Origin of the sequence: Mesorhizobium sp. Z1-4, assembly GCF_004000235.1 — a bacterium.
Taxonomy (GTDB): Bacteria; Pseudomonadota; Alphaproteobacteria; order Rhizobiales; family Rhizobiaceae; genus RCIO01.
The window spans coordinates 314,740-335,868 of sequence record NZ_RCIO01000001.1 but is presented as its reverse complement, the minus strand read 5'-3'; the positions used below and the strand labels follow the sequence as shown (position 1 = coordinate 335,868).

General features: G+C 61.2%; 22 protein-coding genes. 8 read left to right on the top strand and 14 right to left on the bottom strand.

The annotated features are described in order from the left end of the window. Positions 1 to 37: 37 nt before the first annotated feature. The 13 genes from EP165_RS01630 to EP165_RS01570 all read right to left on the bottom strand — a co-directional run bounded on the left by EP165_RS01630 (position 38) and on the right by EP165_RS01570 (position 12,378). Positions 38 to 925, bottom strand: coding sequence for an SDR family oxidoreductase (locus EP165_RS01630; RefSeq protein ID WP_127519812.1), 888 nt, complete (start codon positions 923 to 925; stop codon positions 38 to 40). 177 nt (positions 926 to 1,102) lie between these two features. After that, complete coding sequence (fahA, locus tag EP165_RS01625) at positions 1,103 to 2,374, bottom strand: fumarylacetoacetase (RefSeq protein WP_127519811.1); 1,272 nt, start codon at positions 2,372 to 2,374, stop codon at positions 1,103 to 1,105. 24 nt (positions 2,375 to 2,398) lie between these two features. Further along, a complete protein-coding gene (locus EP165_RS01620) occupies positions 2,399 to 3,148 on the bottom strand; it encodes a glutathione S-transferase family protein (protein ID WP_127519810.1) in 750 nt (249 codons plus the stop codon). Positions 3,149 to 3,150: 2 nt separating this feature from the next. Further along, positions 3,151 to 4,146, bottom strand: coding sequence for an MBL fold metallo-hydrolase (locus EP165_RS01615; protein WP_127519809.1), 996 nt, complete (start codon positions 4,144 to 4,146; stop codon positions 3,151 to 3,153). A gap of 8 nt (positions 4,147 to 4,154) precedes the next feature. Then, complete coding sequence (locus EP165_RS01610; protein ID WP_127519808.1) at positions 4,155 to 5,462, bottom strand: TRAP transporter large permease; 1,308 nt, start codon at positions 5,460 to 5,462, stop codon at positions 4,155 to 4,157. After that, positions 5,455 to 5,964, bottom strand: coding sequence for a TRAP transporter small permease (locus EP165_RS01605; RefSeq protein WP_127519807.1), 510 nt, complete (start codon positions 5,962 to 5,964; stop codon positions 5,455 to 5,457). The genes EP165_RS01610 and EP165_RS01605 overlap by 8 nt, the downstream gene beginning before the upstream one ends. 38 nt (positions 5,965 to 6,002) lie before the next feature. Continuing rightward, positions 6,003 to 7,067 carry a C4-dicarboxylate TRAP transporter substrate-binding protein gene (locus EP165_RS01600; RefSeq protein ID WP_127519806.1) on the bottom strand — a complete coding sequence of 355 codons (1,065 nt, stop codon included), beginning with the start codon at positions 7,065 to 7,067 and terminating at the stop codon, positions 6,003 to 6,005. A gap of 57 nt (positions 7,068 to 7,124) precedes the next feature. Beyond that, positions 7,125 to 7,781, bottom strand: coding sequence for a TetR/AcrR family transcriptional regulator (locus EP165_RS01595; RefSeq protein ID WP_127519805.1), 657 nt, complete (start codon positions 7,779 to 7,781; stop codon positions 7,125 to 7,127). A gap of 156 nt (positions 7,782 to 7,937) precedes the next feature. Next, the gene (locus EP165_RS01590; protein ID WP_127519804.1) at positions 7,938 to 8,717 is read right to left on the bottom strand and encodes an ABC transporter permease; all 780 of its coding nucleotides are present in this window, start codon (positions 8,715 to 8,717) and stop codon (positions 7,938 to 7,940) included. Continuing rightward, entirely contained in the window at positions 8,714 to 9,571 is an 858-nt protein-coding gene (locus EP165_RS01585) for an ABC transporter permease (protein WP_127519803.1), read from the bottom strand. Before EP165_RS01585 ends, EP165_RS01590 begins: the two co-directional genes overlap by 4 nt. Continuing rightward, positions 9,568 to 10,644, bottom strand: a complete 1,077-nt coding sequence (locus EP165_RS01580; RefSeq protein ID WP_127519802.1) for an ABC transporter ATP-binding protein — start codon at positions 10,642 to 10,644, stop codon at positions 9,568 to 9,570. The genes EP165_RS01585 and EP165_RS01580 overlap by 4 nt, the downstream gene beginning before the upstream one ends. A gap of 5 nt (positions 10,645 to 10,649) precedes the next feature. Continuing rightward, positions 10,650 to 11,765: an ABC transporter substrate-binding protein gene (locus EP165_RS01575; RefSeq protein ID WP_164742925.1), complete on the bottom strand. Its 1,116-nt coding sequence runs from the start codon at positions 11,763 to 11,765 to the stop codon at positions 10,650 to 10,652. Then, positions 11,755 to 12,378: a TetR/AcrR family transcriptional regulator gene (locus EP165_RS01570; protein WP_127519800.1), complete on the bottom strand. Its 624-nt coding sequence runs from the start codon at positions 12,376 to 12,378 to the stop codon at positions 11,755 to 11,757. The genes EP165_RS01575 and EP165_RS01570 overlap by 11 nt, the downstream gene beginning before the upstream one ends. 83 nt (positions 12,379 to 12,461) lie before the next feature. Between EP165_RS01570 and EP165_RS01565 the strand changes: the two genes are divergently transcribed. Further along, positions 12,462 to 13,325, top strand: coding sequence for a cupin domain-containing protein (locus tag EP165_RS01565; protein ID WP_127519799.1), 864 nt, complete (start codon positions 12,462 to 12,464; stop codon positions 13,323 to 13,325). Continuing rightward, positions 13,322 to 14,215 carry an ROK family protein gene (locus EP165_RS01560; RefSeq protein WP_127519798.1) on the top strand — a complete coding sequence of 298 codons (894 nt, stop codon included), beginning with the start codon at positions 13,322 to 13,324 and terminating at the stop codon, positions 14,213 to 14,215. The genes EP165_RS01565 and EP165_RS01560 overlap by 4 nt, the downstream gene beginning before the upstream one ends. Positions 14,216 to 14,254: 39 nt before the next feature. On the opposite strand, the gene EP165_RS01555 is transcribed toward EP165_RS01560, so the two are convergent. Beyond that, on the bottom strand, positions 14,255 to 14,692 hold the full coding sequence (locus EP165_RS01555; protein ID WP_245439950.1) for a YqaA family protein: 438 nt from the start codon (positions 14,690 to 14,692) through the stop codon (positions 14,255 to 14,257). A 301-nt stretch (positions 14,693 to 14,993) separates the two neighbouring features. Between EP165_RS01555 and EP165_RS01550 the strand changes: the two genes are divergently transcribed. Genes EP165_RS01550 through EP165_RS01525 form a run of 6 tightly spaced genes read left to right on the top strand, consistent with a single transcriptional unit; the run spans position 14,994 to position 21,128 of the window. Further along, positions 14,994 to 16,475 (top strand): glutamine synthetase family protein, encoded by a 1,482-nt coding sequence (locus tag EP165_RS01550; protein ID WP_127519796.1) that lies wholly within the window; start codon positions 14,994 to 14,996, stop codon positions 16,473 to 16,475. 40 nt (positions 16,476 to 16,515) lie between these two features. After that, on the top strand, positions 16,516 to 17,256 hold the full coding sequence (locus EP165_RS01545; protein WP_127519795.1) for a type 1 glutamine amidotransferase: 741 nt from the start codon (positions 16,516 to 16,518) through the stop codon (positions 17,254 to 17,256). Beyond that, the gene (locus EP165_RS01540; RefSeq protein ID WP_245439949.1) at positions 17,256 to 18,593 is read left to right on the top strand and encodes an aromatic ring-hydroxylating oxygenase subunit alpha; all 1,338 of its coding nucleotides are present in this window, start codon (positions 17,256 to 17,258) and stop codon (positions 18,591 to 18,593) included. The genes EP165_RS01545 and EP165_RS01540 overlap by 1 nt, the downstream gene beginning before the upstream one ends. Further along, complete coding sequence (locus tag EP165_RS01535) at positions 18,590 to 19,192, top strand: aromatic-ring-hydroxylating dioxygenase subunit beta (RefSeq protein WP_127519794.1); 603 nt, start codon at positions 18,590 to 18,592, stop codon at positions 19,190 to 19,192. The genes EP165_RS01540 and EP165_RS01535 overlap by 4 nt, the downstream gene beginning before the upstream one ends. An 8-nt stretch (positions 19,193 to 19,200) precedes the next feature. After that, positions 19,201 to 20,202, top strand: coding sequence for a ferredoxin--NADP reductase (locus EP165_RS01530; protein ID WP_127519793.1), 1,002 nt, complete (start codon positions 19,201 to 19,203; stop codon positions 20,200 to 20,202). Between the two features lie 44 nt (positions 20,203 to 20,246). Then, positions 20,247 to 21,128 carry a LysR family transcriptional regulator gene (locus tag EP165_RS01525; RefSeq protein WP_127519792.1) on the top strand — a complete coding sequence of 294 codons (882 nt, stop codon included), beginning with the start codon at positions 20,247 to 20,249 and terminating at the stop codon, positions 21,126 to 21,128. Position 21,129: the final 1 nt, after the last annotated feature.

Sequence of the window (21,129 nt, the reverse complement as noted above, 5' to 3'; positions counted from 1 at the left end):
CTCCGCGCCCGCATCCGGTATTCGCAAGCAGCCTCGATCAGGCTTTCGCAGGGTCGACCGTGCGCTGCGCCTTGTCTTTGGCGTTCTGCGCTTTGATCAGATCGCGAATATTGTTCCAGTCTTCGTCCGTTTTGTCCCGAAACCTGAAAAAGTTGCCGCCGCCGGCCATCCATTGCCCGCCGTCGATCGTAATGGTCTGGCCGTTGATCCAGTCCACGCCGTCGGCCATCAGGAACGTTGCGAGGTTCTGAAGTTCCGGCATCCGGCCGACCCGCCGCATCGGATTATCGTCAGCGCGGCCGCTTTTCATGCCCGGCAAAAGGCGTGCGCTCATCCCTTCGGTCGGAAACTCGCCCGGCGCGATCGCGTTAAGGCGAATGTCGTGCTGACCCCATTCGAGCGCGAGCGATTGGGTCAGCGACCGGATGGCCGATTTGGACATGGCGGACGGAACGACGTAAGGCCCGCCGTTGAATACCCAGGTTACGAGTATGGAAACGACCGACCCGGGGACACCGGCTTCGATCCACCGCCTGCCCACTGAATGGGTGACGTAAAACGTACCGTGCATAACGATGTCGGCGATCGCATCGAAGCCGCGGTGGGACAGGTCTTCGGTGCGGCTGATGAAATTGCCGGCCGCGTTGTTGACGAGCCCGGTCAGGGGGCCGCCATCGTCGAATATCTCGCCGACCATCGCATCCACCGCGTCCGCGTCGCGAATGTCGACCGCTTTGAATTTAACGGTACCGCCATGTTCAGCCATCATTTCGGCTGAGGTCTCTTCCAGAACGTTCCCGCGCCGTCCGCAGATGTAGATATCGGCGCCGAGTGAGAGGTACTTCTCGGCAATGACGCGGCCGAGCCCGGTGCCGCCGCCGGTCACCAGTATCCGCTTACCCTTCAACAATTCGTCCTGAAACATATGCCCTCTCAATATCGCGCCATGCGCAATTTCGCTCCAATTCTTACAGTGTTAAGATTGACCGATGGCCGAAGCGATGTCCAGCATTTTCTACGGCGATCCAGAGGTTGCGGAGAAAGCCGATTGCAACGGTCGGGCCGGACGAGAACCGTCTGGCCCCGACGCAAATCCGGGCCTTCAGCGGGCGTAAGGTTCCTGGAGCGGCGCGAGCAACGTGCCCACGCAATTGCCGAAACCGATGGCAATGCCGTTCCTTTTCGCGGCGCCTGTCAAACGAACCGTGTCGCCGTCTTCGAGAAAAGTGCGGGGCTGTCCATCTTTCAGCACAAGCGGTTCGCGACCGCCCTTGGTCATCTCGATCAGACAGCCGAGACTGTCGTCAGTGGGCCCCGAGATAGTTCCCGACCCGGTCAAATCGCCAATGCGCATAGGACATCCACAGGCCGTATGGTGAGCGATCTGCTGCGCCGCCGAATAATACATGTGCCGGTAGTTGGTACGCGATATCCTGGTTTCCTCACCGTCAGCGCCGCGAAGATAGATATCAAGATCGATATCGTAGAGCATCGGGCCCGGCTCCTTGAGGTATTCGAGGAGTGGCTTTTCCCTTGCCGGCGCGTCGACCCGGAACGGCTCGAGCGCAGCCTTGGGAACGATCCACTCGCCGATCGACGTGGCAGTCGCTTTGGCCTGAAATGGTCCCAGTGGCTGATATTCCCAGAATTGGATGTCGCGGGCCGACCAGTCGTTGAGCAACGTGTACCCGAAGATCGCATCGTCGGCTTCCTGAACGCTCGAGGGACCGCCTAGCGGCGAACCTATGACCGCGCCCAGCTCGAGCTCGATGTCGAAACGCCGCGACGGTGCGAACACCGGCGCGTCAGCGTCGGGGGCCTTCAACTGCCCCCAGGGCCGGTGGATTGCCGTGCCCGATGCGACGACGCTGGATGCCCGCCCGTTATAGCCGATGGGAATGTGAAGCCAGTTTGGGGGCAGGGCGTTTTGCGGGTCGCGGAAAAGGGCCCCGACATTTTGCGCGTGGTGGCGGCTGGCGAAGAAGTCGGTGAATTCGGTCACCCTGAAGGGGGCGTGAAGTTTTACGGAATCCAGCGGCACAAGCACCGTTTCCACCAGCGCCTTGTCGTCGCGCAGACGCGGATCGCCGTTCGCACCAAGCAGATCCTGAAGACGCGCCCGCAGCTTTCGCCAGCTTTCAGGCCCAGCCTGCATGAAAGCGTTCCAGGCTGGCTCGACAAACAAGCCCGGATCGAATTCGATCGCTCCCGCGCGCGCGAGCGCCGGAATATCCAGCACCCGGTCGCCGATCGCGATACCGCATCTTGGCGTATCGCCGGCAGCGGAGAATACCCCATAGGGCAGATTGTTGAGCGGAAACGGGCATCCTGGCGCGTTTGCAGACTCAAGCCAGCTGGGCAGCAGGTCCGACATTATTCCTCCGACGGCAGTTGCAGATCAGGCGCTACGGGCCAGATCCTGATAAACATGGGATACCCGCGATCCGGGAATGTAGGTGCGGTCATAGGCGGGGCGGCTCTGGATCGCCGCCCACCAGCGCGCGAAATGCGGCGCATCGTCGAGCAGGAAATCCAGCCCGAGGTCAATCATCCGGTCGATCGTCGGCACAACACAGAAGTCCGCGAGGCTGAGATCGTCGCCAACCAGCCACGCGCTGTCCGCCAGCGTGCTGTCCATGCGAATGACGGTCTTGCGCAGGCGGTCGTTGCTATCCTGGACGGCGGAATCCTCGAAACCTTCGCGTCCCATCGACCGGTAGAATTCACGCCGCAGCGGACGGTCATCGGCATTTGCCATGATCTCGGCATCCGACATGTCGCGGTAATGCCGGGAAAATGCGGCATTGAATGACGGCACCCGTATCGCTGCCGTCGGCACCTCTTCGATAAAACGCAGCCATGCGCGCATGCGCGCGCGGTCATATGGATTGTCGGGCTGCAGCGGCTTTTCGGGGAATACTTCTTCCAGGTACTCCATGATGACCGAACTATCGATCACTGGCCGGCCATTGTGCAGAAGCGTCGGCACCACGCCGTTGGGATTGAGCTTCAGATATTCCGGCTTGAGGTGATCCTTGGCGCGGAAGTCGATCTGGGTGTGTTTGAACGGCAGCCCCTTTTCATGAAGGCACAACCTGACCTTCTGGGAGCAGGTGGAATAGTTATGATTGATCAGTTCGAGTTCCATCTTCACACCTTCCTGTCGTGACAACCGCACTCGTCGCCGTGTGCGCACTCGCCGCCTCTGTGGAATTTGATCATCTCTGTAACGACGGCTTCCCGCGCGGGCTGGATCGCCCCACCCGAAAGCTCTCGATAGGCGGCCGCCACGTTCCCGACCACGCGTTCGCGATCGAGCCAGCTGTCATATTTCGAAAGCCCTATCTCGGCTGCGGCATCCTGCCATGGCTGCCCGCCGGAATATCGCTCCTGTGCGGCCTCCATCAGATCGACGAAATAGGCGCGCATGCCTGCAAGCTGCGTTTTGTCGCCAACCGGGCCGTGGCCCGGTACGACGACATCAACATCCCAGGTCAGGATTTCGTCGCAGGCGCGAATCCAGTTTGCGATCGAACCGTCCCAGATCATCGGGTGGCTGCCGGAAAACAGCAGATCGCCGACGAAAACTGTCTTTGCATCCGGAATGTGGATGACGATGTCACCCCTCGTATGCGCGGGGCCGAACTCGCGCAGCTCCAGCTTGCGGCCGCCCAGCATCAGTGTCTTCTGGCCGTCGAACAGTTCGTTTGGCGGCGAGTAGACGATATCGGAAAAATCGAAGCGGGCTCCCATGACCTCATGGAGAAATTCCCAGTGGGCGCCCTGATTGCGCCAGTCCGCAATATTTCTGGAGAAGACTTCGGCCGGCCGTTCAGCCATCTCCTGCGCACACCGCGTCGAGGCGACGATGCGCGCCGTCTCGACAACGTAGTTGCCGAATGTGTGGTCGCCGTTGGAGTGCGTGTTGACCAGGACGTCGATTTCGGCGGCTTCGGGCGCCACGCGGCGGTAAGCATCGAGCAGATCACGGGTGAGGTAACCCGTGAAAAGCGTGTCCACCATCAGGCTTTGCCCTTCGCTGACGATCAGGCCGCTGTTGCTCCAGCCCCAGGAACCGTCTTCCTGAATATAGGCGAACAGGCCGTTGCCGAGTTCGACGAGGTCGGTTTTTGGTTGAACAGGCACGGTTCCCCCTAGAGCAGCAGAAGGGCAATGCCCGGTACGAAAAGAATGAGTGCCGTCATCACCACCATCACGAGCGCAAAGGGACCGGCACCGCTGAAGATGTTCGACAGACTTATCGACTTGTCGTCGAGATTGGCCTTGATGACGAAACAGGCAACGCCAAGCGGCGGCGTCAGCAACCCCACCTCCACGGCGATGACCGTTACGATGCCGAACCAGATGAGGTTGACGTCGAACTGAGCCACAACCGGCACCATCAGCGGCAGAAGAATGAGCATTATCGAGGCGCTGTCGAGAATGGTGCCCAGTATGATGATGACCAGCAAATAGAGCGCCATCACCGCGAAGAATCCGAGCCCGGCAGCCTCCATCATGCCAACCATCGCACCCGGCACGCCGGTCAGCGCCAGCAGGCGCGAATACATGTGCGCGGCGATGATCAGGAACGTGATCGAGGCGGTAACCTGACCGGTTTCAATGAGGAGCTTGCCGAACTGCTTGTACGACAGACTGCGCCGCGCGATCGCGATGACCAATGCGCCCATCGCGCCGACGCCGCCCGCCTCGGTCGGCGTAAAGAAGCCGCCATAGATGCCGCCGAGAACCAGAAGCACGAGAAATGCTATCGGCGCCGCCTTAACAAACAGAACGGTCGGCGACATCAGCTCCTGGCCTGCGGGTTCGTTCGGGACGCCAGTGAAGGAGGGGAAGAAGGTCGTCAGGAATAGGATCAGCAGGATAAAGAAGAAGGCCAGAACGATCCCCGGCACGATACCGGCGGTAAACAGGGCGCCTATCGAGACCTCGGCGATGATGCCGTAGAGGATGAGCAGCAGCGAGGGCGGGATCAGCATGCCCAACACCGAAGACCCTGCCACGACACCGACGGAGAAGCGGGGCGTGTAGCCCTGTTTCATGAGCTCGGGCACGGCAACCTTGGTGAACACCGATGCCGAAGCGATCGAGGTTCCGTTCACCGCGGCAAAAACCGCATTTGCACAAACGGTGGCGATGGCAAGCCCGCCGCGCACGCGCCTGAACAGCTGCCCGGCTACGTCGAAAATATCCCGGCCGAGCCCCGAAACACCGACCAAAACTCCCATGAGAACGAAGAGCGGGATGACACCGAACGAGTAGCGCGCGACGCTTTCCAGCGCTGCATGCGTCAGCAGCGCGCCGGCGATCGACATGTCGCCGCGTACCAGAAAAACGCCGACGAAAGAGACCAGCGCAAGAGCCACCGCAACGTGCAGCCCGGTCTGTATGAGAGCTACGATGACGACCAGAGAGACCAGTCCGATTTCGACGTTACTCATCGTCGTCCCCAATCGATTCCGGGCTGATGAGACGGCGTTTGGCAATGATGAAGAACGCAATGGTCGTCAGGATCGCGCCAATCGCGACGGAGACGACAAAGGGCCAGCGCGGTAGTGTCATGATGCCGCGAATGCCGACGGTCTCACGATCGACGATCATTTCGACGACTTCCGGCACGGCGTAACAGGCGATGATCGCGAGCATGACGCCGCCGATCAGATAGTGCACCCCGTCGAGAATGCGGGCCGCGCGATGCCCCCGCCCGGCAAGCCGGTCGAGCAGCATGGCTGAGCGGATATTCCTGCCTTTCAGTGTGCAGTAGGGCAGCTGAAGAAAGACGATCCCCACAATACTGGCGCTGATGATTTCGGCGGTCGCGGGAAACGGCATACCGAAGAAGCCGCGCCCAACCACATCGACATTGATGAGCACCATCATGGCCAGCGTGCCGATGCCGCCGAGCAGAGCCATGACGAAGGCGAGTGAATGGAACAGCCGCATCGCGGCTGCTCCACTTCCAGATGAAGGGTGCGTCACGCTTACTGGGCGCTCCAGTCGCGCGCGAACTCGACACCGGCCTCACGGGAAAGCCTCATATAGGTTTCGAGAGTTTCCGTCCCGGGAAGTCCCTCGGCGTCCAGCGCAGCGGCCCATTCGCGGGCGATGTTCGGCAGGTTGGCCGCCAGCTGCTTGCGCAGATCCGGGTTCTCCTCGGCGATCTCCGCTCCTGCATCCACTGCGGCCTGCAGGCTCTTTTCACCAGCCGACGTGTAGGCTTGCGCGGTGCGGTCGCGATAGGCATCGGCCACTTCCAGGAAAACCGATTTCACTTCCTCGGGAAAGCGGTTCCAGGTGTCGAGATTGATGGTAAGGCCGCTCGAATACTGCGCGCCGAAGCTCACCTTGGTGACGATAGGCGCCACTTCGTAGAATTTGTAGGAAGCGACAGCCGATTCAAAGGTCAGCATGCCGTCGGTCAGACCGGTCGCGATGGAGTTGTAGTAGGTGGGCAGGGCCCCGCTGACCGGCACGGCGTCGGTGCCGCTCAACCACTTGGTGGCCAGGCCGCTGACGCTGATACGGCGGCCGTCGAGATCGCCCAGCTCGTTGACAGGGAAGTTCGACAGCAGATGGTAGGTGTCGATGCCGGTGGGCGCGAGCACCATCTGGTTGTGCTTTTCCCAAGCTGCGCCCATCTCCGGAATGGCTTTGTGGAGCTTGGAGATCACGTTCATCATCAGCGCCGTGTCGTTGGTCCCGAACGGCGTGACATAACTGACCTGCTCAAGCGGAAGCTTGTCGCCTTCGAACAGATGAACGACGTAGCCCATGTCGGCGATACCGTCTTCGACCGCTTCCAGCACACCGTTGAAGTCGGCCAGCGAGCCGCCATAGGCCTCTGTCCACTCGATGCTGTGCTCCCCGCCCATCTCGGCGAGCCTGCGATTGATTTCAGGGATGAAAAACTTCTGGACACCGGCAACGCCGAGGCTGACTGGCGGGTGTCCGGCTGCCACGGTGATGCGGAACTCTTCGGCCTGCGCCGAGCCGGCAACGCTCGCCGCCAACACGGCTGCCAATGCAATAACGCTATTCTTATTCACACTATTCCTCCCGTTTGGATTGCTTTCCCCAGCTGAATTCCGGGGGTGGAAATGCGGTCAGTCGCCTCCGAAGCCGGCGACGAGAAAATCGACGATCTCGCGGCGCTTTGAAGCGATGTCTTGCGGCGCCATGGCCTTTCCGGAAAGACGTTCAAGACGGTTGCTTGAGGCGCTGTCGCTCAGCGCGAGGACGATGCCGCCGACCATCAGATGGTAACGCCAGTGAACGGCCTTGCTCGTCAGATGCGGCGCCGCCTCGAGCAGAAGACCGATGTAGCGCAGCGCCATCCCGTCGAGCTCTTCGCGTACCACTGCCTCGGTCCAGGCGTTGGGGCCGGCGCGGTGTTTCATGATCAGTTGCGCAAGCAGCACACCGGAGCGCGGGTCGTTTTCGTCGAGATAGGGAGCGACAAAAGTCTCGATAATCTCGCGGATCTTTGGCGTGCGTTCGGCGGCGGCGCATTCGGCCTGCAGCTCATCGAGCATTGCAATACGGGCTTGCGCCGACTTGCGCGCGATGTCGCGGAATATCTCGAACGTGAGCTGATCCTTGCTGCCGAAATGGTAGTTGATGGCTGCCATATTGGCGTTTGCGTGCTCCGTCAGCGACCGGATCGTCACGCCGTCGAGCCCCTTGGCAGCGTAGAGATCAAGCGCAGCGGATTTGATGCGAAGCCGCGTCGCGCCTGAAGCCGTTATTGCTCTCTCAGTCATTCAATCAGCCGTTTCAAACAGGTGTTTCATTTCCAAACTTCAAACATCTGTTTGAATTTGTCAATGCCTCAGGCTGCCATGCGCCCCGGCTTCAGCAGAGGCGACTGTCAGTTCATGGGAAACGGTAAGTGCTGGCCTTTTTCGCTGCCGATTGGCTCAGCCGCGGTAGCGCGTCATACGCAAAGCAATTGCGGTCGAGCCTATCGTGACGACGAGCAGCAGGGTTGCGATGGCATTGATGGAGGGGTCGAGGGAGGTGCGCATCTTGCCCCACACGAAAGTCGACAGTGTGTTGCCGGAACCGATCGTGAAGATCGTGATGATGAATTCGTCCAGCGAGATGGCGAAGGCGAGCAGCGCCGCGCCCACGAGCGCTGCCCTGATCTGCGGAAGCGTCACATATCGGAAGGCCTGCCAGGGTGTTGCGCCAAGGTCGCGAGCCGCCTCGAGCGCAACACGGTCGAAGCTTGCCATGCGGGCACTGACCACCAGCGCGACCAGTGGCTGCGTCAATAGCAGGTGCCCGCCGATGACGGCGCCGATGCCAAGCGGGATCGACAGCCAGCGTACATAAAGCACGACCAGACCGATCGCGACGACCAGTGGCGGGATCATGATGGGAACCGAGAGCGCCGTCAGCAGCGGCACGCTCGCCGAGGCGCTTTTGCGCGTCAGCGCGAGTGCCGTCATTGTGCCGGTCACCGTTGCCAGCAACGCCGTCGGGACTGCCACGGCGAGGCTGTTGCGGAACGCAGCCCAGAACTCGTCCGATGAAAACAGTTCACGGTACCAGTCGAGACTGAAGCCGGTCAGCGGCAGGCTGACCAGTGCGCCGGAATTGAAGGAAAACACCACGACGATCGCGAGCGGTCCAAGCATGAACAGAACCAGCATCGCAATCACAGCGAACCAGAGCAGGGCCCTGAACTGTCTCAAGACGGTTTTCTCCTGACGAAAAGGATGCCGACCAGCCCGAGCACCAAAAGGCTTGCCGCCATCAGTACGAATGACATCGCCGCACCTGCGGGCCAGTTGAAACGGGTCGAGAATTCCTGGGCGATGAACTGTCCGATCATCGTGCCCGATCCGCCGCCGAGAAAGCGAGGTGTGATGTAGTCGCCTGCTGCGTACAGAAACGAGATTGCGAAAGCGGCGAAAAGCCCGATCCGGCATTGCGGGATGATGACACGGATCAATGTCTGGCGTCCGCTGGCCCCGAGGTCGTGCGCTGCCTCGATCTGTATGTCGTTCACACTGCGCAGCTGGCCGTAGATGGGCAGAATGGCAAACGGCAGCAGAAAATGGACCAGCGCCACAATGACGGCGCCGCGATTGTAAAGCAGCGTATCGAGTGGCTCTGCTGACACCCCGGTGGCAACCAGAATGGCATTCAGGAATCCATCCGTGCTCAGGATCGCTTTCCAGGCGTAAATCTTGACCAGATAGCCGCCAAAAAGCGTGATGATCGCAACGAGAATGAGGGCGTCGCCCCAGCGCCCGGCACGAAATCGCGCCGCATAGGCAAACAGGAAGCCGAGGCCGACGCAGATCAGCGCCGTAACGCTCCCGTTCGCCATGGTGGAAACGAGCACGTCGCCATAGGTAACGAAGACACGTGTGTAGGCATCCAGGGACATATCCGGAGTGAGCGCGAAATTGCGCACGCGCCAGAAGCTCACAACAAAGAGCAGTATCATCGGCACGATGAAAAGCACCGCCAGGATCGCGAAGGCGGGGGCAGCGAGCAGGGCGCCGCCCGTGCTGCGTTGCGGTGCGCTGGCGTCACTCATGGGGTCACGTCAACCAGTGCGGATTTGGGCCAGCTTGCGGAAACACGGCTGCCGACCGCGATCTCGCCGATCATTGTCCTGGGGATACCCGATATCTCGATATGGTGCCCGCCGCCCAGATCGAACCGGCATTGTGCAAACGGGCCGAGGTCGACGACCTCTTTGATTACACCCTCTACGCTGATCCGACCGTCCTCCCGACTGTCGGCGCCGGCTGTGTGGAGGCGTGCGGCTTCGGGGCGCAACATGAGATTAAGCATGCCGTCCGGCCCCGGCAGGTCGAATTGCACACCTATGTCGAGCGCGACCCGGCCGTTGTTGCGTTTGCCCGTCAGGAAATTTGCGTCGCCGACGAATTCAGCCGCAAACCGGCTGCGGGGACGCGCATAAACCTCGCCGGGCGGTCCGGCCTGTTCGATTCGGCCCTGGTTCATGACTATGAGACGATCGCCCAGCGCGAATGCCTCGGCCTGATCGTGCGTGACGAAGATGAATGTGCCGCCGGTGTCCAGATGGATGGCGCGCAGTTCTTCCTGCATTGCCTGGCGCAATTTGAGGTCGAGGGCCGAGAGAGGTTCGTCGAGTAGAAGGATTTTGGGCCGCATCACCAGAGCTCGTGCCAGCGCCACGCGCTGCTGCTGGCCGCCCGAAAGGCGGTCGACCGTGCGCCCTTCGAAACCGCTCAGTCTGACCAGCTTCAGAGCATCGGCAACCCGGTCGGATATTTCCTCGCGGGGCCGCCCGGCGAGCGAAAGGCCGAAAGCTACGTTTTCGTGCACGCTCATATGCGCAAACAGGCCGTGGCTCTGGAACACGGTGTTTGTGGGCCGCTTCTGCGGTGGCGTATATGTTACGTCCTCGCCATCGATTTCGATGCGGCCGGATGTCGGCAGCGTCAGGCCACCGATCATCCTCAGCAAGGTGGATTTGCCGCAGCCTGACGGGCCAAGGATCGCGGTGAACGATCCGCGCGGGATCGTAAGCTCGATATCCTTGACCACGTCGGCGTGACCGAAGCGCTTGCCCAATCCTGCCAGCCGCAGGATCGGGTCTTCAGATTCGAAGCCGCGCATTTGGGCTAGGCTCGCAGGAAGCGCTGATACTCTTCCTGAACCTGGTCGTAGCTGGCGTATTCGCCATCGTCCTGCAACGGCCAGAACGGGTCAAACCGGGCGCTCCGGAACAGGTTTTCGAAGTCGCCATACTGATAGACGTCGCGGTTGACGTCATCGACCAGCGGCACTGCGTCACTGTTCACGACCGCCTGCGTCAGATCGGAAGCCAGGACCGTCTGCCCGGCTGCCGATATCGCCTGCGCCAGCGCTTTGTATGCGGCGTCGCGGTTGGGCGCTCCACTTGGAACGGCCAGGGTGTCCATGAACACCATCACGCCTTCCTGCGGACGCACGAAAGCCAGCTCCTTGCCTTTGTCGGCGGCAAAGGCCACCTGCGCGTCCCAGCCGATTGCCGAGATGACGACCTCGCCGCGTGCGTAAAGGTCGGTTGCCTCGCCGTAGTTGGGCGACAGGGTGCGGGCGTGTTCGCGCTTGATCTTGATGAGGAAGTCGATCGTCTCTTTGAGCTGTGCCGCTGTCAGGCGCGTGGGTGTCTTTGTCCCGGTGACGATCGGCGCCCATGTCGTGATGAGGCCTGTGATGTCGTCGGTAAGCGACACCTTGCCCTTGTATTCGTCCTTCAGACAGTCGTTCCACGAGACCGGTTTGGCAATCGCATTGGGATCGTAGATCATGGACAGAGTGCCCCAGGTGAAGGGCACGGCATAGAGCTTGCCGTCCATGCGGATGGTGTCGATGTCAAGGAAATCGGGGAATATCTTGTCGATGCCCGGCACGCGGGCTTCGTCGATAGGTTCGATAAGCCCTGCACCTGCCAGGATCGGGATGTGCCCGAAATAGATTGAGATCAGGTCAAGCTGACCGGCTCCGCCGGCCTGCAGCTTGGTGATGATTTCCTCGTTGGAACCGATATAGGTCGTCGACAGGTCTATGTCGTTGTCTTTCAGAAAGTCGCCGGCTTTGAGCGGCTCGTCGTAGCCCTGCCATCCGATCCACGACAGTTGCGTGCCGGCCATGGCCGAGCGTGGCAGCATAAGTGCTGCCGCAGCCGCCGTGCCAGCGGCGAGGAAGCCGCGGCGGTGGAGTCCATGGCGCGGTTTGACATGACTACTTGGCATTCTTTTCTCCCTTTTCATTGTTCTTGGATGCGTCATTGGCGGCCGCGGTTTCCTTGTCGTAGGTCCACGACTTCAGGCGGGCGAGAACCGCCGCCTTGAGGGCCGGGTCGTAGTTCATCAGGCCCAGGCTTTCGGCGAACCACAGGCCGTCGATCGCCATGCGCACGATGGTGGCGAGTACTGGATCCGGTGAATCCGCGATGATGGCGTCCTGGTGGCGCCGGCCCTGTGCCTGCACGGCGGCAAGCCGTTCAGGCGTGTTGGCGAGTGCTGCCGTGATGGCGCCGTTCACCCGGTCGAAATATTCGCCGGTGAAAGCGTCGCCTTCATGGGTGGCGGCTATGTAGGCCCGCACAGCGCGGCCGCTCGCATCGGGGTCGGAACTCATCGCATGCGAAAGCGCGGCATCGAAGCGCGACACAAGCCGTTCGATCACCGCTGTGATGAGGTCCTCTTTCGAGGCGAAGTGATAAAGCACCGTGCCTTTTGCGACGCCGGCGTCCTTGGAAACCCGGTCATATGTGAGGCCCACCAGGCCGTCTCTGGCAACAATGGTCTCTGCGGTGTCCAGCAATTTCTGGACCGTCGGTTGTGAGGTCTTGCGCTTGCTCATAGTTCTTTGTACTGTCCGGACGGTACAAAAACAAGGGGTGAACTGCTCGCGCCTTGAAGCACCCTTCAGCCGGAGAGTTTTTAATGGGTTACAAATCGTCGCCGCGGCCTGTTTTCGACAGGCCGACCCACATCCCTTATGCAGAGGTTACGCGTCATGTGTGGGGCGATGCCGGAGCCGGGCTCGTTGACGACCTGATCTATGCCTCGACCGACAAAATCCACCAGCTCGTCTTCAGCCTCGCCGGTGGCGGCAACTTCAAGCACTCGGAAGACTACCGCACCGTGTTTGGCGCGGACGAGGTGCTCTATGTCCTGTCGGGCACGTTCGGTGCGGCCAATCCGGAAACGGGGGAAGTCCGTGTGGTGCAGGAGGGCGAGGCCGTATTCTTCCGCAAGGACACCTGGCACCATGGCTTCAGCCTATCGGACAAGCCGGTGCGGGTGCTCGAGTATTTCTCGCCGCCGCCGTCGACCGGCGCATCGGGTGCTTATGCCCGCACACGCCCCTATCTCGAGACCTCGACCTATCGTCAGGAGCGCTTCATAGGTCGCTGGCCGATGGCTGCCGAAGAGGAAAAACAGACCGCGACCATCAAGCTCATGCGAGACGCGGACCTGCTCTGGGAGCTCGACCCCGAGGACCAGGGCGTCATCACCGGCCTCTATGCGGCCACGGAGCATCTGGAAAGCGGCAAGACGACCGTGCTGCCCGGACGCAAATCCTCGATGATCACGCGCAAGGGCGACGAGTGCCTCTACGTGACGTCGGGCTGCCTGCACGTGCTGTGCCCTGACAGGGACGGCCAGGTGTGGTTCGAGCTGAATCCCGGTGACGGCTTCTTCTTTCCCGACGGTGCACGTCATCAATACGCCAATCTGCGCGGCGAGCCGGCAAGCTTCGTCTATGGCGTTGGCCCCGGACTGGGTGTAGCTGACGGCGCATGAACATAATCGGCATTGACGTCGGCGGCAGCAAAACCGTCATCGGTCTGGTCGATGCCGTCAGTGGACGCGTCGACCGTTCCGTGCGCCTTGAAACTCCGGCTCGCGAGCGCGCCGGCAGCGAGTTTCTCGGCAGGGTCGCTGCCGAAGCACGCGCGCTGGCGTCCGGTGCCGATTTGCCGCTTGGAGTTGGCATTTGCGAAGCTGTCGATACGGCAGGCGAGATTGTCAGTTCCCACCGCGTACCCTGGACCTCGGCGCAGCTGCGTGAAGCGTTTTCGTTTGCCCCGGTACTGGCGGTCGATTCCGATGTCCGTGCCGCTGCCGTCGCTGAAGCGTCTTTCGGAGTCGGTCGCGGACTGGGCGACTGGCTTTACGCCAATGCAGGGACGGGCATTGCAAATGTCGTGATGCGCGGCGCGGTGCCTTATCTCGGGTGTCGTGGCCGGGCGATAGGGCTGGGCATGAGCCATCTGGTCGAAGAGAACCCGGGCGGCAAACATGTGAGCGTGGAAGAGGTGTCAGGCGGCGCGGGCATGCTGTCGCGCGCCCACGCGGCAGGGCTTTCCATGACCTCCGTGGCGGCATTGATCGGCGAGGCGGAAGCCGGTGAGGAAACAGCGCGGTGTATCGTCGCGAATGCCGGCGCACTGCTCGGGCGCGCGCTGGGCTTTCTGGCCAACGTGCTCGATCCGGAAGCAGTTGTTCTGGGCGGCGGGTTGCCCTCGGCGAGCCCGACCTATCTTGCCGCATGCAGGCGCGCGCTCGATGAAAGCCTGTGGCGCCCGGCGCCGCTGTGCCCGGAGCTCCGCCTGGCTGGCCTCGGCCCCGAATCGGGCCTTGTCGGTGCCGCGCTCCTGGCAGCCCCGCAGAAGAAGGAAAAAGGCGCCTAGGTGACTGCGGATCCTCCGCCGCTGGCACCTGATCAGCACCTATCCGATCAGACCGGCCGTTGCCGCTGCTACCGCCACATACCGACCGGTCTTGGCGATGCCGACCAGCAGCAGGAAGCTCCAGAGAGGTTCACGCAGAACGCCGGCGACAACCGTGAGTGCGTCGCCGCCGATCGGCGCCCACGAGAGCAGAAGGCTCCACTTTCCCCATCGTCGATACCACCCCGAAGCGCGCGCGAGCGACGCTTGAGAGACAGGAAACCAGCTGCGTCCGCTGAACCTGTCCGCACCCCGGCCGAGTGCCCAGTTCACCACCGCGCCAAGCGTATTTCCGAGACTGGCGACAGCTATCAAAATAACGACCGGATAGCCGGCCAGTTGCATACCGACGAGCACAGCTTCCGATTGCGCCGGAAGCAGCGTCGCTGAGGCGAAGGCAATACCAAACAAGGCTGCAAAAGCGACAAGGTGTTCCACTCCCCGGGCCTCCTGACGGCAGACGAATTTTCGATGCTCCGGCCGGTTGCCTCGAGTGCAGAAGGTGCCGGAGTTTCCTGTCGGTACATGTGGGCTGCTGAAGGTGCGTATCTCGGCCGTTGAATGGAAGGCATGTCGCATATCAGCGCAATACGGTGCCTCTCCTCAACTCGCCATTCTTTGGGCAGCGGCTGCGTTCGCATTTGTGAGAATTGCTTTCGCGGGTTCGTCATGGACCCGCTTTCTCTTTCTCGCTTACCTATCGGTCGAAACAGATGACCCACAGGGAGGAGGGCTACCCATGGGAGAGAAGAAGTTTATCGACAAACACGGTCTTTGGACGGACGAGCAGAGGAGAGCTGCGGCCAAGGTCGAAAAGCAGATCAAGGCCGAAGGGCTGGAGATCGTCCGGCTGTCATGGCCCGACCAGTACGGCCTTCTGCGCGGCAAGGCGCTGACGGTTCCGGCACTTCTATCCGCTTTCAAGAGCGGCTCCGAGATCACGATGGCGCCGTTTTTCTTCGACACGGCGAGCGCGATTGCATTCAACCCGTTCACCAAGGGCGGCGGCTTTGGCCGCGCCGAGCTGAGCGGAAGCCCGAATGTGGTGATGGTGCCGGACCCGACCACGTTCAAGGTACTGCCCTGGGCCGACAAGACGGGCTGGATGCTCGCCGACCTCTATTATCGCGACGGCCGGCCGTTCCCGCTCAGCCCGCGCAACATCATGCGCAACGCTCTGTCGGAGCTGCGGAAGGAAGGCTATGGCTTCACCGCCGGGCTCGAAATCGAATGGTATCTGACCAAGATCGTCGATCCGTCACTCGAACCCGAGGGTCTCGGCGGGCCGGGTTCGCCGGCCAATCCTCCCAAGGTCATGCCGGTTGCGCACGGATACTCCTATCTTCTTGAGAACCACCTCGACGAAATCGACCCCTTGCTGGTGGAGATGCGGCGCAACCTGATCAAACTCGGCCTGCCCCTGCGCTCGATCGAGGATGAGTGGGCGCCTAGCCAGGTCGAAACGACATTCGATGTCATGGAAGGGCTCGAGGCTGCGGATGCCGCGGTTCTGTTCAAGGCCGCGGTCAAGCAGATGGCGCGCCGAATGGGTTATCTGGCCAGTTTCATGTGCAAGCCGGCAATCCCCAGCTTCTATGGCTCGGGCTGGCACATGCACCAGTCGCTCACAGACCTGAAGTCGGGCCGCAACGCATTCGTTCCGAACGAAGGTGAACCGGTGTCGGGTGTCGGGCGTCATTATGCGGCGGGCCTGCTGGCTCACGCGGTCGAGGCGTCGAGCTTCACGACGCCGACGGTCAATGGCTATCACCGCCGGCGGCCTTACTCGCTGGCTCCCGACCGCGCCTGCTGGGCGGAAGACAACCGGGCGGCGATGGTGCGCGTAATCGCAGCCCCCGGAGATTCCGCCAGCCGTATCGAAAACCGCATCGGTGAACCGGCGGCCAATCCGTATCTCTATATGGCCTCGCAGATATTCTCCGGCCTCGACGGGCTGCGCAATCGGCTTGATCCCGGCCCGCTGCAGGAGGAACCCTATGCTGCAGACGTGACGGTTCTGCCGGGCACGCTGAAGCAGTCGCTCGACGCGCTCCAGGGCTCGTCTTTCTTCCGCGAAACCATGGGCGACATGTTCATCGACTACTGGCTGCAGCTGCGGAATTCCGAATGGGACCGGTTCATTGCTGCCGAGGGCGCTGACGCAGCCGGCGGAGAGAATGTAACGCAGTGGGAACATCGGGAGTATTTCGAGCTCATGTAAGCCGGCGGCTGCTGCTGAAACCCTAGTTCTGGAGAAGCAAATGCCGGAGCGCTACCTGCTCGTCTGGTGCTCGCATCAGACACTGCCGGACTATCAGAAAGAAATGCTCGCGGCATTCGACAGTGGAGAAGGGGCATGGGAGATCGTGTCCCTCTCCGACCCGGAGCTCGCCGAAAAGGCTGTCGCATTTGACGGCTTTGTAATCAGCGGCAGCGAGAAATCGGCGCTGCAGACCGACCAGCCCTGGCACGCCACACTGTCCGCTCTGATCAGGCACGCTTGGGTGGAAAAAAAGCCGCTGGTTGGCATCTGTTTCGGGGCCCAGATGGTTGCGAAGTCGATGGGTGGCGAAGTCAGCAGCAATCCCTCCGGCCGGTTCATGCTCGGAGGCGAAACGATAGAGCTTCTGGAGCCACTCGGCAGCTGGTGCGCCGAAGCGGGTTTCAACAGAAGGCCGCGGGTGCTGGAAAGCCACGGCGAGTGCATCAGCATGTTGCCGCCCGGCGCCGAGCTGCTGGCCCGGTCGGAGACGGCGGCAGTCGAGGTCTTTTCTCTCGGTACGGCGATGCTCGGCATTCAGGGTCATCCTGAAATGAGCCTGCGAACGATGAACGAAGTGGTGCTGCCGCTGCACCTTTCCGATGGAAACCTGAGTGCTGCCGATGCGGTCGATGCGCGGCGCTCGCTTGAACGCGAAACAACAGTTGAGGGGCTGCTTGCGCTCTGCAGGTCTTTGTTGGCCGACGGTACGCTGCCCCGGATGCGAAAGGTGACGAGTTGATGAATATGGAACTGGCAACGACCGATCGAACGGATGGCGCCTGGGATCAGGTGGTAACCGACACGCGAGTGCATCGGTCGGTTTATGCGGACCCTTCGATCTTTCAGCACGAAATGGCCAGCATATTCGCCGGCACATGGGTCTATCTTCTCCATGAAAGCGAGATACCCAACGCCAATGATTTTCGCGCTGCGCGGCTGGGGTCCAGGCCGGTTATCGTCACTCGCGACGCGAAAAACCAGCTGCATGTCCTGATGAATCGCTGCACGCATCGTGGCGCGACGATCTGCCGGGAAAAGTCGGGACAGGCAGCGACCTTTACCTGCCCGTACCACGGATGGCGTTTCAAGAACGACGGCAAATTGATGGGTGTGCCGGGCCGTGACGCATATGGCAATGCGTTTTCGCGCGACCGGTTTTCACTCGGCCGGGCCCCGCGCGTCGAGAGCTATCGCGGGTTTGTCTTTGCAACTCTCAATCAGGAAGCTCCGGACCTCGAGACCCATCTGGGCCAGGCGCGGTTCTTCATCGACCAGTGGCTTGACCAGGGCGGCGGCGACGGGCTGGTCGTGCAGTCGAGCGCGCACCGCTTCCATCTCAAATGCAACTGGAAGCTGATCTTCGACAATGCCGGCGACGGCTATCACGTTCCGTTTTCGCACCAGTCGCTGCTCAAGATGACTGCCGACCGGTATGGCGGCGGCGACATGACCTATTTCGGCGATGCCGACAAAAGCTCAATGCGCGTCTACGACCTGGGTAACGGCCATACACTGATCGATCAGCGCGAGGAGATGTACAATCCCTCGGCCTGGAAGCAGCAGCGTCCGCAGCCGGGGCGAGAGACATTTGAAGGATCGGTCGCCGCCAGAAAGCCGCAGGACGAGCAGTCGTCGACACTCGACATGGCAGTCGGCAGCGGCATGAACCTCAACATTTTCCCGAATCTGTTGCTGATCGGGAACCAGATCCAGGTGATCGAGCCGCTGTCTGTCGGAGAGACCATTCTGACCTGGTATGCCACCACCCTCGACGGCGTGGATGAGGAAGTGAATGTGATGCGCATGCGCACGCAGGAAGACTTCCCGATTCTAGGCGAGACCGACGACGCAGCCAATTTCGAAGCCTGCCAGCAAGGCCTGATGTCGATCCCCGAAGAAGAATGGGTCGATATCAGCCGCCATGTGACGACGAATACCGACCGCGCCGAGCGTGACGGCATTGTCTCGGGTCCCGTGACGTCCGACCTGCACCTTCGGGCCTACTTCCGGCGGTGGAAGGAGCTGATGAAAGTGAAACCGAATATCCAGACCCGACCGGAGGGCGACGCGCAATGAACGAACAAACGAGCCCTGAGGCCAAAGCTGCTCCGCAGCCTGCTTCGACCTATATCGACGCCGAACTCTACACGTGGCTTGATGCGGCGTCTGAGGATTTTCGAGCTTTCGATCCAGGCCGGGTCGCCGAAATCGACGGCGTTCATTCCCTGCTCGCAAGCGAAGCGCGGGCGTTGGATGACCAGGCGTTCGGGCCGTGGCTGGACCTTTACGTCGCAGACTGCGTCTATTGGGTGCCGTCCAACTGGCCGGCGTCGAGCGCTGCGCTCACAGTCAGCCTCGAGTTCCACGACCGGCGACGGCTGATCGACCGCGTCGACCGGCTCGGCACCGGCCTTGCCTATTCGCAGCTGCCGCCGTCGCGTACGGCGCGGGTGCTGGGCATGCCCGAGATCTGGAAGCACGAAGATGGCAGAGGCCATATTCGGGCAAGGGCTCCCTTCGTCATGGGCGAAACCCGGGCTGGTGAAAATCGCGTGCTTTCAGGCTGGAATGGTTACGTTCTGCGCCAGACCGACGAAGGTTTGCGCATCGTTGTCAAGCAGGTCAACCTGATCGACGCGGACGAGCCTCAGGGCAACAACTCCTTCTTCCTCTAGGCGTTGTCATGAGACTTCAAAAGCTCCAGGTGCGATCCGTCATGGCCGAAACGCCGGACACGGTGTTTATCGAGCTGGGTGGGCCGCAGCCGTCGGGTCGGGTCGACTACCAGCCAGGCCAGTATCTGACAGTGAAGATCCCGCATGCTTCCGGGACGATCTTCAGGTGCTATTCGGTGTCCACGAGCCCTTACGAAGGCCTACCGCCAGCCATTCTGGTGCGGCGCGTCGAGGACGGGTTGGGCTCGAACTGGATCGCGGACAATCTAAAAGCCGGCGCGACGATCGAAGTTCTGCCGGCCGCCGGGGCCTTCGTGCCCGCCGACCTCAATCGCGACTTTCTTCTGTACGCGGGTGGCAGTGGGATCACGCCGGTTCTGTCGATCCTGAAATCGGCGCTGATCCGGGGTTCCGGCAAGGTGAGGCTGGTCTACGCAAACCGTGCTGCGGAATATGTCGCCCGCGGACAGGAGATCGACGCCTGGGTGAAGCGGTACCCGGAGCGGCTTTCGGTCGTTCACTGGCTGGATGCGGAAAGGGGCTTTCCCAGCGTATCCGATCTCGCGGACATGGGGAGCGGTTTCGCCGGCGCAGATTGCTTCATCTGTGGGCCAGAGCCTTACATGCGTGCTGCGGAAACGGCGGCAAAGGACATCGGCGTTGCCGAAGACAGGTGTCATCTTGAGCTTTTCGAGCTGGGGGCCGGCGAAACAGAAAGCGTTGCCCCGTCCGGCGAAATGGTAAGCATGACGGTCGATATCGGCGGCTCGCTCATCGACGTCGAATGCGGGAGGGATGAGCATCTGCTTGATTGCATGTTGCGTGAAGGATTGAATGCTCCCAATTCGTGCCGGGCCGGAAACTGCGCGGCATGCATGTGTGAGCTCGTCGAGGGAAACGTGAATCTTGGCGAGAATTCGGTGCTGGATGAGGACGATATCGCAGACGGTTGGGTTCTTGCCTGCCGGTCAAAGCCCGAATCTGAAAAACTGACCGTGAAGTTCCCATGAGAGGAACCTGTACGCCAGCTTAGGAGGCGAGCCTGACAGCGGAGTTGAATTCAGAACTTTCCTGGGACCTGGTTCGAGCGTTTCTGGCGCTCTATCGCTATGGCGACTACAAGACCGCCGCCGAGCAGGAGGGCGTCGACGACTCCACACTCAGGCGGAAGATAAAGCTTCTGGAAGACAGCCTTGGAAGCTCGCTCTTTCTGCGCGATCAAGGCAGTCTCGTGATTGCCCCCGGACAGGGTGAGCTTCTCGAGGCGGCACTCAGTATGGAAGCCGCGGCACGGCGGTTCGAATCCGCCGGCGGTGCGCGCACCGGGACAATCCGCATTTCGCTTCTGGACGTATTCCTGCCTTTTATCGCGCCAACGCTGCTCAGCTTTCAGGAGCGTTACCCCGGTTTTGTTATCAATGTGACGACGGAATCGCATTTCGTGGATCTCGAGCGCGGCGGGGTGGACATCGCACTAAGGCTGGCGCGCCCGGTTTCGAATATGAATTCGCTGAAGATCCGCAAAATCGGCGACATCGGCCTCAATCTCTACGGCAGCAGGAAGTATCTTGAGCAGACGCAGGCGGCGGCCGACGGCAAGACCACACATCGGCTGATCGGCACGAGTACGCATTTCTCCTGTCAGGATCATGAATTCGTTTACAGCGCTGTCGACTGGAAGAAGCTCGGGATTTCCGGCGATGTCTCGCTGTGGGCCGACGATGTTTCTTCGACGGCCAAACTCTGCGCCAATGGCGGCGGCGTGGCTCTTTTGCCCGACTTCCTGGCGCGCGAGCACCCTGAGCTCGAACAGCTGCCGGTCGCTGTCGGGCCGCTTACAGCTGAGTTCTGGCTGGTCAGCAGGCTGGATCTGAAGGCCACCTGGCAGCAGGATCTGCTACATATGCTGGTCAAGGCGTGCGCGCGCGCACTGTAAC

What these genes read in the sequence shown, in the direction of transcription:
- EP165_RS01630 (WP_127519812.1), bottom strand. Translation starts at nt 925, where the DNA reads ATGTTTCAGGACGAATTGTTGAAGGGTAAGCGGATACTGGTGACCGGC.
- fahA (WP_127519811.1), bottom strand. Translation starts at nt 2,374, where the DNA reads ATGTCGGACCTGCTGCCCAGCTGGCTTGAGTCTGCAAACGCGCCAGGA.
- EP165_RS01620 (WP_127519810.1), bottom strand. Translation starts at nt 3,148, where the DNA reads ATGGAACTCGAACTGATCAATCATAACTATTCCACCTGCTCCCAGAAG.
- EP165_RS01610 (WP_127519808.1), bottom strand. Translation starts at nt 5,462, where the DNA reads ATGAGTAACGTCGAAATCGGACTGGTCTCTCTGGTCGTCATCGTAGCT.
- EP165_RS01605 (WP_127519807.1), bottom strand. Translation starts at nt 5,964, where the DNA reads ATGCGGCTGTTCCATTCACTCGCCTTCGTCATGGCTCTGCTCGGCGGC.
- EP165_RS01595 (WP_127519805.1), bottom strand. Translation starts at nt 7,781, where the DNA reads ATGACTGAGAGAGCAATAACGGCTTCAGGCGCGACGCGGCTTCGCATC.
- EP165_RS01585 (WP_127519803.1), bottom strand. Translation starts at nt 9,571, where the DNA reads ATGAGTGACGCCAGCGCACCGCAACGCAGCACGGGCGGCGCCCTGCTC.
- EP165_RS01580 (WP_127519802.1), bottom strand. Translation starts at nt 10,644, where the DNA reads ATGCGCGGCTTCGAATCTGAAGACCCGATCCTGCGGCTGGCAGGATTG.
- EP165_RS01575 (WP_164742925.1), bottom strand. Translation starts at nt 11,765, where the DNA reads ATGCCAAGTAGTCATGTCAAACCGCGCCATGGACTCCACCGCCGCGGC.
- EP165_RS01570 (WP_127519800.1), bottom strand. Translation starts at nt 12,378, where the DNA reads ATGAGCAAGCGCAAGACCTCACAACCGACGGTCCAGAAATTGCTGGAC.
- EP165_RS01565 (WP_127519799.1), top strand. Translation starts at nt 12,462, where the DNA reads ATGGGTTACAAATCGTCGCCGCGGCCTGTTTTCGACAGGCCGACCCAC.
- EP165_RS01560 (WP_127519798.1), top strand. Translation starts at nt 13,322, where the DNA reads ATGAACATAATCGGCATTGACGTCGGCGGCAGCAAAACCGTCATCGGT.
- EP165_RS01550 (WP_127519796.1), top strand. Translation starts at nt 14,994, where the DNA reads ATGGGAGAGAAGAAGTTTATCGACAAACACGGTCTTTGGACGGACGAG.
- EP165_RS01545 (WP_127519795.1), top strand. Translation starts at nt 16,516, where the DNA reads ATGCCGGAGCGCTACCTGCTCGTCTGGTGCTCGCATCAGACACTGCCG.
- EP165_RS01540 (WP_245439949.1), top strand. Translation starts at nt 17,256, where the DNA reads ATGAATATGGAACTGGCAACGACCGATCGAACGGATGGCGCCTGGGAT.
- EP165_RS01535 (WP_127519794.1), top strand. Translation starts at nt 18,590, where the DNA reads ATGAACGAACAAACGAGCCCTGAGGCCAAAGCTGCTCCGCAGCCTGCT.
- EP165_RS01530 (WP_127519793.1), top strand. Translation starts at nt 19,201, where the DNA reads ATGAGACTTCAAAAGCTCCAGGTGCGATCCGTCATGGCCGAAACGCCG.